Origin of the sequence: Muricauda sp. SCSIO 64092 (genome assembly GCF_023016285.1) — a bacterium.
Taxonomy (GTDB): domain Bacteria; phylum Bacteroidota; class Bacteroidia; order Flavobacteriales; family Flavobacteriaceae; genus Croceivirga.
Window position 1 is genome coordinate 1,712,591 of record NZ_CP095413.1, and the last position, 13,849, is coordinate 1,726,439.

A 13,849-nucleotide genomic window follows, 5' to 3' on the forward strand; every position below is an offset into this window, starting at 1 on the left:
GAAAGGATACATGAAACGAGCCATTACGATGACATGGATACGCAACGGAATGTTAACTGGCGAATTCCATCTGACCGTTAAGAAACAATAAATAGTAACAGATGAAAACAAATACGAACACCATACGGACGCTGGAGGGCTGGCTATTTGCAATTTTGACCCTCATCACCTTCATTTCTTGCGAGGAAGAAAAGTTTTTTGACGATTTGGACAACGTTTTACCCTCCTATGTCGACGGCATTCAAAACCTGGACGAAGAAGGGATTGATTGTGGCGGGGGCTCAGGCGTGGCCTGTCCTTCATGTAGCGATGGCATACAAAATCAGGGGGAAGAAGGGATCGATTGTGGTGGCCCTTGCGAGGCTTGTATTCCCACGCCTAGGGCAGACGAATTGCAAAACACCACCTCCCCTTATTTCTTTACGTTTGAAGCAAACGACGCCGCGTCGGGCAGGAACCTGCTTCCCTTGCCCCAGGATGCTCAAGGCGTTACCTTCAATTTGGGAGCTGCGGACCCTGCCGGAGGGGACGGATTGGTGGGACAAATCCTAAGACCGGAAAACGGACCCTTTGGTGGCTTTGAGGACTTTAAGTTCCAACCACAACCGGGTCCTATCGACTTTTCTTCCTTCAATAAGTTTACCATGGAGGTATATATCCCTTCCAGCAATGATTTTTCCGGAAACCTTGAGCCCCTGGTTGAAGTTATCCTGCACGACAATATCGATGGGAACTTTTTTCAACGATGGACAATTTTACCCCTGACTGTGGAGGAATCCGATTTTGATTCCTGGGTTACCTTGCGGTTCGATGGAACCAATGCCGTTTCGGCCAATGATGGTACCCTTTTAAGTGATAATGCCACCTATGATAATATCACCTTGCGCTTTGGGGGTAGCGGCCATACGGAAGCCGGGGAATTTTTTGTTCGTGATCTGCAGACCGTCACCTCTTTTATTGCCGAGGGAACACCCAGGGCCGATGCACTGTCCGGTTCGGGACTCCCCTTCTTCTATACCTTTGAGACCGGTGATGCCGACTCCGGACTTCATCTGTTACCGCGTCCTACCGAACAACAAGGTGTGGTTCCTACCTATCGGGTTTCCGATCCTGCGGGAAGTACCGACGCCGTGACCCGTATCCTTAGACCGGAAAATGGACCCTTTGGCGGTTTTGAGGACTTTAAGTTCCAACCGCAACCGGAAACCATCGATTTTTCCGTGTACCACAAATTCAGGTTGGATGTGTACATTCCTTCGACCAACGATTTTTCCGGAAACCTGGAACCTTTGGTAGAATTGATCTTACATGATAATGTCGATGGTAATTTCTTTCAGCGATGGACCATTATTGCGGTCACGATAGACCCTTCGGATTTTGATAGCTGGGTAACCGTAGAATTTGATGGTACCACCGCATTATCAGCTGCGGACGGCACCACACTGCTCCCCGATAACGATACCTATGACAATTACACCTTGCGTTTAGGTGGTTTTGGCCATGTGGAGCAAGGCGAGTTTTACATCCGGGACTTTGTACCAATAATGGACTAAGGGATTGTGGCAAACCTTTGGAAAAAACAACATAATCCAGTGATTACCCAGAGGGAAAACTGGATAGGACAATGTAGTTTTAAGTTAGGGCCTGTTAACACTAAACGAAAATCATGGATTTTTTGATGATTTTTACGGATTTTGAGGCGGTTTTTGATAAACGTAGCGAGCTACGTGTCCAAAAACGAACGAAGAAATACGGAAAAAGGGCGAAAAATCCACTTTCAGGCTTAGTGTTAACAGGCCCTAGTCAATTTTTCTTTGGAATTAAGGAGAAGACACCTTTTGATATGCTTCTCCTTAATTTTTGAAAACGTATTCCACGGGAAGATGGTGATTCCCCTACAAACCGTAAAAAAGCTATAAGTTGAACAGATTGGTTTATTTTTTTATCTGGCTTGTATTCATACAGTGTTCGTCCAATGGGTCCACTGAACCCATAGTACTGGAGGCTTCCTGTTTTGATAATGTCCAGAATGGTGATGAGACCGGTGTGGACTGTGGCGGAAGCTGTTCCCAGGCATGTGAACCTGCGGAACCTGTTGGGATTCCGACCACAGGATATTCGACACCTATGGAATACTCTGGTCATACGTTGGTGTGGTCCGATGAATTTGATGGAAATGGACTGGATACGGCCAAGTGGGGCTTTCATTTGGGCGATGGATGTCCTGGCCTATGCAACTGGGGAAACAATGAAGAGCAGTATTTTACCAATACTTCAGATAACATCCATTTGGAACAGGGGAATCTCATCATTACGGCAATCGATCAATTCGCATCGGGAAAAAACTATACCTCATCCAGAATACATACGGATGATTCCTTTGAATTTCAGTTTGGACGGGTGGATATCCGAGCAAGTATGCCTTCGGCGCCAGGGACTTGGGTAGCGCTTTTTATGCTCAACAAGGAGTATACGATAACAAATCCCGATGCCTACTGGCCCAGTGGTGGGGAAATTGACATTATGGAGTACCTGGGGGAAGACACCCATAACATTTTGGGAACGGCACACTATGGAACGGATTTTCCGGCAAACCATTATTTTGATTCGGTTGATTTTTCTTCATTGAATGGGCTTGCCTTTGATGAGGCATACTATGTTTTTTCCATTGTTTGGGAGGAAGATCGTATCATCTGGTTGGTCAATGATATTGCTTATCATAGCCTATTGCCCGAAACAACAGGGGGCAATGGACAGCCCTATCCATTTAATGATGCGTTCTATTTTGTCTTTGCCCTGTCCGTAGGAGGTAATTTGCCCAGTGCATCCCCCTCTCCTGCTGATTTTCCCGATTCTTTGATCATAGATTATGTGAGGGTTTTTCAAAAGGATTGAGAAAAAGGAATAGACGTTAAGCAATGGGTCGGTATTGGTGTGATAAACATAATCGCCAAAGGCCCTAAAAAAATTGAAAATGAGTAATAGGATTGGCTGGGAGGGTAGCTGCCGATCTAGAACAGATAACCCATAGGAATGTATTTTATAGGATTGGACATAGGCAGTTCGTCGGTTAAGGTGGCCCTTGTGGAGCAGGACACGGGAAAATGTATTGGGGTGGTATTGGAACCCGAGGAGGAAATGTCCATGTATGCCCAGCAAAAGGGCTGGGCAGAACAAAAACCGCAGGATTGGTGGGCCTGTGTTTGCCAGGGCATCAAAAAAATCAAACAGGCCCATACCATTTCCAAAAACGATATTGTCGGTATTGGAATCTCCTATCAAATGCACGGATTGGTGGTCGTGGATGCCCAGGGCGACCCTTTGCGTAAATCCATCATTTGGTGTGATAGCAGGGCAGTGGACATTGGAAATAGGGCATTCCGGGGAATAGGGGAAGATTATTGCAAAAATCATCTCTTGAATTCCCCGGCAAATTTTACCCTGTCCAAACTCAAGTGGGTCCAGGAAAACGAACCTGAGACCTTTGCCAAGATCCATAAATTCATGCTACCGGGAGATTATATTGCCTATTGCCTGTCAGGAACCATCAACACCACGGTCCCAGGTCTTTCCGAAGCGATCCTTTGGGATTTTAAGGCCAAAAAAGTCTCCTCCCAGGTGTTGGATTACTTTCAAATTGACCGGGCGCTACTCCCCGAAGTCGTGGAAACTTTTTCACAGCAGTCCACGGTCTCCAAAGAAGGTGCCCTGGAAAGCGGACTACTGGAAGGAACCCCAATCCTATACCGGGCCGGGGATCAACCCAACAACGCACTTTCACTCAATGTTTTCCATCCGGGCGAGGTGGCCGCCACTGGTGGAACCTCCGGGGTGGTTTATGCCGTGACCGACAATCTTGTGGTTAACGAGTACGAAAGGGTGAACAATTTTGCACATGTGAACTATGGGAAAAACGGTGTACACCACATCGGAAAACTCCTCTGCATCAATGGTGCCGGTATTCAATACCGTTGGTTGATGAACAATCTTTCGGTAGCGTCCTATGAAGAAATGAACCAATTGGCCGCTGAGGTGGAGGTGGGATCGGATGGGGTCTGCCTGATTCCCTTCGGAAATGGTGCCGAACGAATGTTAGGGAACAAAGATGTGGGAACACGCCTTGTGAATGTGGACCTCAACAGGCATTCCAAGGCACAGCTGTGCAGGGCAGCGTTGGAGGGCATCGCCTTTTCGTTTGTCTACGGTATTGAGATCATGAAAAGGGATGGCATTGCCACCAAGTGCATTCGTGCTGGAAACGACAATCTGTTCCGTTCCGAGATTTTTGCGAACACCATAGCTACCTTAATCGGGAAAGAAATCGAAATCTACAATACCACGGGTGCCGTGGGAGCGGCCAGGGCATGTATCCTGGCCAATGGAAATTATTCGGAATTTGAATCGTACATGAAAAATGACCATGTCATGACCTTTATGCCCTTTAGGGACAAAACTCCCTATCAAAGCGCATATGAAAACTGGAAAAAAGAACTCGAATTAATCATAGATAACTAGTATTTTAAAGATGATACTTTTAGGAGAAAAGGAATTTTTTAAGAGAATCGGTAAGATCACCTATGAAGGCAGGGATTCAGACAATCCAATGGCCTTTAAGTTTTACAATCCGGAACAAAAAGTGGCGGGCAAGACCATGAGGGAGCATTTTAAATTTGCTATGGCCTATTGGCATACCCTCTGCGGAACGGGAGCCGATCCCTTTGGTCCGGGGACAAAGCAATTTCCCTGGGCCACCTCGTCAGACCCAATGGAAGCTGCCAGGGACAAGGCCGATGCCGCTTTTGAATTCGCTACCAAAATGGGTTTTGGTTATTATTGTTTCCATGACTTTGATTTGGTGGATGAAGCAGGGACTTTGGCAGAATCCGAGAAACGAATCCACAAGATCGTGGATTATCTGAAGCAAAAACAAGCTGCTTCCGGAGTAAAACTGCTTTGGGGTACTGCCAATTGCTTTTCCAACCCGCGATATATGAACGGGGCGGCGTCAAATCCCGATTTTAATGTGGTGGCCCATGCCGGGGCACAGGTAAAAATCGCCCTGGATGCCACCATAGCCCTCAATGGTGAAAACTATGTGTTCTGGGGCGGCCGTGAAGGCTATATGTCCCTTTTGAACACCAATATGAAACTGGAACAGGAGAATATTGGCCGCTTTTTGAACATGGCAAAGGACTATGCCAGGAGCCAGGGTTTTAAGGGGACCTTCTTTATTGAACCCAAACCCATGGAACCCACAAAGCATCAATATGATTTTGATGCCGCGACCTCCATAAATTCGATTCGTGAATACGGACTGGAAAATGATTTTAAATTGAATATCGAGGTAAACCATGCGACCCTGGCGCAACACACCTTCCAACATGAACTGCAGGTTGCTGCAAATGCGGGGATGCTGGGCAGCATAGATGCGAACCGTGGTGATTACCAAAACGGCTGGGATACAGATCAGTTTCCGAATAATTTCATGGAAACGGCCGAAGCTATGCTCGTGTTCTTAAAAGCGGGTGGCTTACAAGGGGGAGGAATCAATTTTGATGCGAAGACCCGTAGGAATTCAACCGATTTGGAGGATATCTTTTTGGCGCATATTGGCGGGGCGGACACTTTCGCCAGGGGACTATTGATTGCCGATGCCTTAATCAAAAAATCGAACTACGAAGTATTGCTGGAGAAACGTTATGCATCGTTCACCTCGGGCAAAGGATTGGATTTTGTACGCGATGCCCTGTCCTTGAACGATTTATATGATTATGCCAAAGTGACGGGAGCGCCGGAACAGATCAGTGGAAAGCAGGAACTGTTTGAAAATATTTTAAATCAATATTGTTAGGACCATCCATGGAATCCAAGTGGAAAACAGCAAATTGATGGGTTTTAGGCGCCCATTTGGACGCGAGCAACCAAAGCCTATCCCCAATGGATTGTAGGAGCATTGGCATATGTTACTGGATGATATTCGAATTATGAAACGAACATGAATTTTTTTAATCAAAAATTCACACAGTGATAACGATTAAAATAAATTCATGTGAGAACGAGTGCAACAAGTGGTCGCATGAGTTCTTGAATTTTTAAATATCTTATTTATAGGTGATTAAAAATTTTAAACACATGAAAAACGCTTCTAAAAAAACTTGGTTTTTAGCATTGGTGGTTTCCTTGGGCGGATTCCTTTATGGGTTTGATGCAGCCATCATTTCAGGGGTAATGAACTTTGTGACGCCTGAATTCAACCTCAACACCACGCAGCAGGGTTGGGTTCCCAGTTCGCCCTTGTTTGCGGCCATGTTTGCCATGCTCATTTCCGGAAGGGTAAGCGACCTCGTTGGGCGGAAGAAAATGTTATTAATTGTTGCATTTTTATATGCTTTTTCAGCCTTAATGTCTGCCTATGCCATTGACTATCATATGCTTTGGATTGCACGAATGATCGGCGGTGTGGCATTTGGAGCCGCGCTCATTATTGCCCCGGTCTATATCGCCGAAGTTTCCACGGCCAAGTCAAGGGGCAAATTGGTCTCCATCCAGCAATTGAACATTGTCCTGGGCTTTTTTGCGGCTTTTTTGAGCAACTATTATTTCAACGAAGCCTATACGTCCGGAACGAGTTTCTTTTTGACCAAGGAAAATGTTTGGCGGTGGATGCTGGGTGTCGAGTGTATTCCCGCAATTTCATATTTCGTCCTATTGCTTTTTGTGCCCAGAAGCCCGCGTTGGCTCTTTATAACAAAAAAAGACGAGGAAGCACGTGGGGTTCTGATTTCCCTACATGGCAATCAACAGGGAAAGGACGAAGCCAAATCCATTTTGGAAAGTCTGGAGGTATCCAGAAAAAGTCAGGACAAAGTCAATGTAAAGGGCCTGTTCCATAAGTCATTGCGGTATGTCCTGGTGGTAGGAATAGTCATTGGCATCATCCAGCAGGTTACGGGAATCAATGCCGTATATTATTATGCTACATCCATCTTCCAACAAACGGGCATTGGCACCAACGCAGCCTTTTTATCCGGGGTGTTGTTAAGCTTTACCACCGTGGCCTTCACCATAATCGCACTTTTTCTTATTGATAGATTGGGTAGGCGCCCTTTGTTCCTCATTGGCCTGGCCGGTATTGCCGTAAGCATGTTGTTGTGTGGATACGGTTTTAGTAAAGCAACTTACCAATTAACCAATGACAGGATAACGGTGTTGGATAGCTCCATACAACAAAAACTGGAAGATTATATGGACAAGATATACGATAAGGATATTGATTTTAAAAATGAGATGAAGCAAGCCCTTGGGACGAAGGTCTATGCCAAAAATGAGAGTGTCCTTCTTGAAGTGGCCACAAACATGAATCCAACGCTGATACTGATCGGGATTTTGGGCTTTGTTGCTTGTTTTGCTTTTTCATTGGGCCCGGTTATGTGGGTAATGCTGTCAGAATTGTTTCCCAATCGCTATCGCGGGCTGCTCATCGGGTTTATTGGATTTTTAAATGGTTTTTCAAGTTGGTTGGTCACACAAATTTTTCCGTGGGAACTGGCCAATCTTGGTAACGCGAAGACCTTTCTGATTTTTGGAGCAACCGCACTTATCGGTTTTTTCATCCTGTTGAAAATATTGCCGGAGACCAAAGGAAAGTCCCTGGAAGAACTTGAAGCTGAATTGATACGATAATGAGTACGATACAAAATCCAATATTAAAGGGGTTTAACCCAGATCCATCAATTTGCAGGGTAGGCGATGACTATTATATCGCTACATCGACTTTCGAATGGTTCCCTGGAGTACAGATCCACCATTCCAAAGACCTTAAAAACTGGAAGCTGGTCGCAAGGCCCCTTAACCGGATCTCACAATTGAACATGAAGGGCATTCCCGATTCCTGTGGGGTTTGGGCACCGTGTTTGACCTATGACAAAGGTGTGTTCTATCTGGTCTATACGAACGTAAAATCCTTTGATGGCGTATGGAAGGACACCCCAAATTATATGGTTACCACAACCGACATATTGGGGGAATGGAGCGAACCCATTTATTTATCTTCCAGAGGTTTTGATGGTTCCCTTTTTCATGATCCAAATGGAAAAAAATGGTATGTAAGCATGCTTGTCGACCATCGAAACGGCAAGTTCTTCGGCGGGATTGAAATGCAGGAATATGACCCTATCCAAAAAAGATTGGTAGGTAAGGTGCACTATATCACCAAAGGGACCGATTTAGGGCTGACCGAAGGGCCACATCTGTACAAAAGGGGTACATACTATTATATTGTCTTGGCCGAAGGCGGCACGGAGTATGGGCATGCCATGAGTATTGGAAGGAGCACCTCCATATTCGGTCCTTATGAGTTCCATCCCGAAAATCCTTTTATCTCTGCAGCCGAAGCTAAAAACAACGTACTTCAAAAAGCAGGTCATGGTGATTTGGTGGAGACCCAAAACGGAGACTGGTATACCGTTTTTTTAGTGGGCAGGCCCCTTACAACACACGGGAACTGCACCCTGGGTCGCGAAACTGCCATTGAGGAGGTGGTATGGAGCGCGGGGTGGCCATGGCTAAAATGTGGGGGACGTATTCCAAGGCAAAGGATTCCCATGCCCAAGCTCATGGAGCATGTATTCGATGACCCGATAGAAAAGGTGGAATTCAACAATGGTAGCATTCCCATTGATTTTCAATCCTTACGGATTCCGGTTTCGCCGGACTGGTGCGACCTTACGGCGAGAAAAGGCTTTCTGAGGCTCTATGGCAAGGAATCCCTGACCTCTTTGCACAACCAAAGCCTTTTAGCCAGGAGAATACAGGATTTTCATGTGGTGGTTTCCACGGAACTTGAATTCCATCCAACCAACATCCATCATATGGCCGGTCTGGTATTTTATTACAATGCCGGGCATTACCATTACGCCTGTGTGACCTCCAATTCCGATGGTTCCAAAAAGTTTTTGAGCGTCATCTCTTCCGATAATTATAAAATGAGCTTTCAGGATGAATTGGAGGATATTACGGCTTATGGGACAATCGTGCTGCGTGGAGAGATGAATCGCGATCAGTTGCAATTCCACTACAGTACGGATGGAATGGATTTTAGGCCCATGGGGCAGGTGCTGGATGCCAGCATATTGTCCGATGATCATGTCAGGAATGGCAGAAGTCGCTATCGCCCAGCATTCACGGGGAGCTTTGTTGGCATGTGTTGCCAGGATTTGGAAATGAATGCCCACCATGCGGATTTTAAATGGTTTGCATACAAAGAAATCAATGATCAATAGGTATGAAGCCTGGTTTTAACCCAAAATATCGGTCTGGCAGACCAGGAAAAACCATTTCGTTCGTATGGGGTCATCCCGGGTTTCGTCCCAATAAAAGAAAACTAAATGCATGTCCGTGATTGTGCCAGTATTTGATTTTTGTCATCAAAATTCATGCTTTTGTCCCCTTGAACGCAGTCGAAAGGTTAGCAAAAGCATCTCGACTGCCTGCCCGACCATGTCATTCAGGCGGGCGCTCGATGTGACGGGAAAATCAATTACTGGAACACACATGGAATCAAAAAACTAAAAAACAGTAATCATGAAAAAACAAGGATTCATTTTTTTTGGTCTTGCCCTTTTACTCTCCTGCACGGAAGGGAAACAGGAAAAAAGCGATACCGTCCCCACGGAAGAAGAAAACGTACAAAGGCAATTGGCCAAATTTGAACCCCAAGAAGGGGTACTGCTATTCGTAGGGCAGGAATTGGAGGCCGTGGGAGGTCTTGAAAACTACAATGATGGGTATCTTGATCATTTCACCAAACCCGCCGGATGGACCACGTACACCAATATCAATCCCGGAGGAAACTCCTTTGGACGTGTTCAGGAGGGACTGGACGGACTATTTGATACCCATGATTGGGGGGACAGCGATTACAATGCCACCTTACAGCATGAGGATCCGGATTATTCAAATATGGCCATGGCCATAGGACTACAGTTTGTCAACCACGAGGAGAAAGTGGCCGATGGTACCCACGATGCCTATATCGATAGGCTCGGGGATTTTTTATTGTCTTTGGGAAAGCGTCCCGTTTTTTTACGGATAGCCTATGAATTTGATGGGGACCCCTGGAACCATTATGACCGGGAAACCACTATTGTTGCCTATAAAAGGATAGTGGACCGATTGCGTGCCAAAGGGGTTACCAATACCGCCTATGTTTGGCAATCCACGGGATTCATTTCGGGCCAGGAACATTTGGAAGGCTGGTATCCCGGTGACGATTATGTGGATTGGTGCGGAGTATCCTTTTTTAATCGTTGGAAGGAAATTGAGATGTTTGAGTTTGCCCGAAAAAAGGGAAAGCCCGTTTTCATTGCGGAAGCTACCCCTACCATTTCGGATTATGGGGGCAAATTGTACGGATTGACCAAAGAAACCCAATTGGGCAATCCGGAACAAGCGGAGGAAGCCTGGCAAAAATGGTTCTTGCCCTTCTTCAATGCCATTGCGGAAAATGCCGATGTGGTCAAAGCGGTGCACTATATCAATTGCCATTGGGATTCCCACCCTATGTGGGTGGAAAACCCCACTTTTAAAGGGATAGATGCCCGCTTGCATATAAACGATTCCATTAGCAAACGATGGATCCAACGGACGTCAAAAGCACCATTTATCCTGTCTTCGGAGGATTTATACGACCGCCTTTACAACAATCACTAAAACCGAAAAATGGACCTTAAAAAAATCCATGACACCTTTTGGGACCAGGGGTATGTCATCTTTGAAAAGTTTTTTGACGATGCTTTAATGGATGCCTACCATAAAAAAATAGCAACCCATTACGGGACAGACCCCAATTGGGAACATACGGAGGAGTTTATCTCAAAATCCGCCGTGGAGGTCATTCCCTGGTTTCCTTATCGGGATGGAACAGGTGGCTTTGACGGCATAGATAAGGACATCGTTTTTAACCAAATTACGGATGCCATCCTTAAAAATGGATGGAACAATCTTTACTGTATGATGATGTTTTCAAAAGCGGGAAGTAAAGGCCAGGCATGGCACCAGGATTGTCCGCCGGAAGACCCCTTGAAATACAATCTCAATCGTTTGGTGTATACCCAGGATATCACTGACGAGACCGGGGGCGAAATCGTGATTATGCCCAAAACGCATAAAGCAGGAGTACTTCCTGTGGGCGACCCCCACGGCGCTCTGGACGGACAACTGGTCCTCCAACCCAAGAAAGGAACCGTTATTTTCTTGCATGGGCATTGTTTTCATGGCGTAATGCCCGTGAAAAAAGATAGAATTTCCACTAATTTTAGGGCAGTACCCATGGGTACCCCCGAAACGATTACCGATATCTGTGTATACCGAAATATGAGGTATCGCTTTTCAACCTCGGAAGTCATCGAGGAACGGGAATAAATAGGTGGATTCAAAATATGGACAGAAAAATAAAATGGGGCATTATTGGCCTGGGTAAAATCGCAAAGTTGTTTGCCGAGGATCTAAGGCTTGTTCAAGATGCAGAATTGGTGGCCGTGGCCTCCACCAATAGGGAAAGGGCAAAAAGCTTTGCCCGGGAATTTGGCAGTCCCCAAGCCTATGGCTCATATCAAGAACTATTCAACGATGCCAATGTGGATGTGGTGTATGTTGCCACGCTACACCATACCCATTGTCAGTTTAGCATTACGGCCATGAACCATAAAAAGCATGTGTTATGTGAAAAGCCAATTGCCATCAATGCCGCCGAGGCCAGGCAAATGGTGGACGCTTCCCAAAGGAACAAGGTCTTCTTTATGGAGGCCTTTTGGAGTCGGTTCAATCCGTCCATTGTGAAGATCAAAGAACTTGTTTCCGAAGGGAAAATAGGGAAGCCACGGTACATTAATGCCGAATTCACCTTTTACAAATTGGACGACGACCCGCAATCCCGATTATTGAACGTGGACCTGGCGGGAGGCTCCCTTTTGGACATGGGCGTGTATCCTGTTTTTTTGAGCTATTTCCTGCTCGGAAAACCACGGGAAATATTGGCAAGATCCCAGTTCCATGGCAACGGGGCGGAAATTCAGACCTCCATGCTGTTTCAATATGAAAATGCACAGTCGGTTTTATATAGCGGCTTTGCCAACAATACGGATATGAAGGCGAAAATATGTGGTGAAAAAGGCGAAATCTATATTTCACCCATTTGGCATGAAACACAGGGGTTCGAGCTGGTGACCAATGGTACCCGCCAATTCCATGAGCTCCCTACAAAGGGCAAGGGGTTTACCCATGAGGTGGCGGAAGTCCACGAATGTATACGGACCAAAAAGCTGGAAAGTACCAAATGGAGCCATCAAAATTCCCTCGACCTTATAGGGATAGTCGATCGGATTCGGTTAAATTCGGGGATTACATTCCCGTTTGAGGTTTAGCACCCATTTACATCCATTATGTCCAAGCTCACACTTAAAGACATCGCCAAACATTTTAAAGTTTCCGTATCCACGGTTTCAAAGGCGATCAACGACAGTTATGAAATAAGTGAAAAGCTCAAAGGTGAAATTCGGGAATATGCGAAGGCCCATCACTACAGACCCAATAAAGTTGCGCTGAACCTTATCAATAGAAATACAAAAACCATTGGGGTGGTCATCCCAAACATTCTAAATTATTTTTTTGTCCAGGTCATATACGGTATTGAAAAAATAACCGATGAGAAAGGATATAGCATCATCACCTGCATTACCAACCAATCTTTGGAAAAGGAAACCAAAACGTTGGAGCTATTGAGCAATGGTTCCGTGGACGGTGTGATCATTTCCTCTGCGGCAGAAGAAAATGAATTGCCCCACCATGCCGAACATTTGAGGGAATTATCGGAAAATCAAATTCCCCTGGTCATGTTTGACCGGGTCACCAATTTAATTGCTTGTGACAAGGTCATCGTGGATGATTTTGAAGCGGGCTATAAGGCCACGAAATTTTTTATCCAAACGGGTTGCAGTACCATTGCAATCGTCACCCCTATTGTGGATTCCGTCATAAGCAGGTTGCGGATCGAGGGGTACAAAAAAGCATTGGCCGAGAACAATATCCCTTTTGATGACAAACTGGTGGAGGCCACGGATTCCTCGGAAGACCTGGAATTGACATTGTCCCTTTTACTGAACTACAAAAAAATCGATGGTATTATGGCCCTTGATGAAATTACGGCGGTCAAGGTGATGAGCATTGTAAAATCCAGGGGATACCATGTGCCCAATGACATCTCCATCATAGGATTTACCAATGGCGAACTTTCCAAATACGTTACGCCCGCCATAACCATGGTGAGTCAACATGGCCGGTATATTGGGGAAACGGTGGCCAAGATATTGATCGATCGAATAGAACATAAGGACTCCAACGACCCATTTGAGACCAAAACCATACGAACAAGCCTCGTGGTCCGTGATTCTACCTTAAAATTGGAATAAAAAACAAGCTTTACTTTGGAGGACTTCCAAGCTTCTTCACACTTCTTAAATACCTCTGATAAACACTGCAGAAAAACAAATGCACGGCTACACCACTAGCGGGAATATTGTAGCTATCTGTAAGCAAATCAAATTCATAATATCCATTTACAGCTTGTGTAGGATCAAAACCCAAAAATAAAACCTACAGCTTATATTGAGGGATGTATAGGAGTCCAATCCTGGTCCGGTCGTTTTTTTCAAGTAGTTAATTTCTGGTATGATCAACGGATTTTGTAGGTGCAAAAAGAGCTAAGGCCTATTAAAAACCCTATGGGATTTTAGGCAATCTTCAAAACTGAGTGAAACCGAACGAATAGATTCGACATAATTTAAACATTAAT

At 45.4% G+C, this 13,849-nt stretch carries 11 protein-coding genes; all 11 read left to right on the forward strand.

Features of this window, described 5'->3' with window-relative positions; genetic code table 11:
• Positions 1-101: 101 nt before the first annotated feature.
• Positions 102-1,553 carry a hypothetical protein gene (locus L0P88_RS07125; protein WP_247133913.1) on the forward strand — a complete coding sequence of 484 codons (1,452 nt, stop codon included), beginning with the start codon at positions 102-104 and terminating at the stop codon, positions 1,551-1,553.
• Positions 1,554-1,666: 113 nt separating this feature from the next.
• The gene (locus L0P88_RS07130) at positions 1,667-1,864 is read left to right on the forward strand and encodes a hypothetical protein (protein WP_247133914.1); all 198 of its coding nucleotides are present in this window, start codon (positions 1,667-1,669) and stop codon (positions 1,862-1,864) included.
• A gap of 56 nt (positions 1,865-1,920) precedes the next feature.
• Positions 1,921-2,895 (forward strand): family 16 glycosylhydrolase, encoded by a 975-nt coding sequence (locus tag L0P88_RS07135; RefSeq protein WP_247133915.1) that lies wholly within the window; start codon positions 1,921-1,923, stop codon positions 2,893-2,895.
• Positions 2,896-3,033: 138 nt separating this feature from the next.
• Complete coding sequence (locus tag L0P88_RS07140; protein WP_247133916.1) at positions 3,034-4,515, forward strand: xylulokinase; 1,482 nt, start codon at positions 3,034-3,036, stop codon at positions 4,513-4,515.
• Between the two features lie 10 nt (positions 4,516-4,525).
• Positions 4,526-5,851, forward strand: coding sequence for a xylose isomerase (gene xylA, locus L0P88_RS07145; RefSeq protein WP_247133917.1), 1,326 nt, complete (start codon positions 4,526-4,528; stop codon positions 5,849-5,851).
• A gap of 281 nt (positions 5,852-6,132) precedes the next feature.
• A complete protein-coding gene (locus L0P88_RS07150) occupies positions 6,133-7,683 on the forward strand; it encodes a sugar porter family MFS transporter (protein ID WP_247133918.1) in 1,551 nt (516 codons plus the stop codon).
• Complete coding sequence (locus L0P88_RS07155) at positions 7,683-9,281, forward strand: glycoside hydrolase family 43 protein (protein WP_247133919.1); 1,599 nt, start codon at positions 7,683-7,685, stop codon at positions 9,279-9,281. Before L0P88_RS07150 ends, L0P88_RS07155 begins: the two co-directional genes overlap by 1 nt.
• A 301-nt stretch (positions 9,282-9,582) precedes the next feature.
• On the forward strand, positions 9,583-10,710 hold the full coding sequence (locus L0P88_RS07160) for a glycoside hydrolase family 26 protein (RefSeq protein WP_247133920.1): 1,128 nt from the start codon (positions 9,583-9,585) through the stop codon (positions 10,708-10,710).
• A 9-nt stretch (positions 10,711-10,719) separates the two neighbouring features.
• Positions 10,720-11,421, forward strand: a complete 702-nt coding sequence (locus L0P88_RS07165; protein ID WP_247133921.1) for a phytanoyl-CoA dioxygenase family protein — start codon at positions 10,720-10,722, stop codon at positions 11,419-11,421.
• A gap of 17 nt (positions 11,422-11,438) precedes the next feature.
• Positions 11,439-12,422 carry a Gfo/Idh/MocA family protein gene (locus tag L0P88_RS07170; protein WP_247133922.1) on the forward strand — a complete coding sequence of 328 codons (984 nt, stop codon included), beginning with the start codon at positions 11,439-11,441 and terminating at the stop codon, positions 12,420-12,422.
• Between the two features lie 18 nt (positions 12,423-12,440).
• A complete protein-coding gene (locus L0P88_RS07175; RefSeq protein ID WP_247133923.1) occupies positions 12,441-13,466 on the forward strand; it encodes a LacI family DNA-binding transcriptional regulator in 1,026 nt (341 codons plus the stop codon).
• The last annotated feature ends 383 nt before the right edge of the window (positions 13,467-13,849 follow it).

Coding starts and splice junctions, on each gene's coding strand:
- L0P88_RS07125 (WP_247133913.1), top strand. CDS start 102: ATGAAAACAAATACGAACACCATACGGACGCTGGAGGGCTGGCTATTT.
- L0P88_RS07130 (WP_247133914.1), top strand. CDS start 1,667: ATGGATTTTTTGATGATTTTTACGGATTTTGAGGCGGTTTTTGATAAA.
- L0P88_RS07140 (WP_247133916.1), top strand. CDS start 3,034: ATGTATTTTATAGGATTGGACATAGGCAGTTCGTCGGTTAAGGTGGCC.
- xylA (WP_247133917.1), top strand. CDS start 4,526: ATGATACTTTTAGGAGAAAAGGAATTTTTTAAGAGAATCGGTAAGATC.
- L0P88_RS07150 (WP_247133918.1), top strand. CDS start 6,133: ATGAAAAACGCTTCTAAAAAAACTTGGTTTTTAGCATTGGTGGTTTCC.
- L0P88_RS07155 (WP_247133919.1), top strand. CDS start 7,683: ATGAGTACGATACAAAATCCAATATTAAAGGGGTTTAACCCAGATCCA.
- L0P88_RS07160 (WP_247133920.1), top strand. CDS start 9,583: ATGAAAAAACAAGGATTCATTTTTTTTGGTCTTGCCCTTTTACTCTCC.
- L0P88_RS07165 (WP_247133921.1), top strand. CDS start 10,720: ATGGACCTTAAAAAAATCCATGACACCTTTTGGGACCAGGGGTATGTC.
- L0P88_RS07170 (WP_247133922.1), top strand. CDS start 11,439: ATGGACAGAAAAATAAAATGGGGCATTATTGGCCTGGGTAAAATCGCA.
- L0P88_RS07175 (WP_247133923.1), top strand. CDS start 12,441: ATGTCCAAGCTCACACTTAAAGACATCGCCAAACATTTTAAAGTTTCC.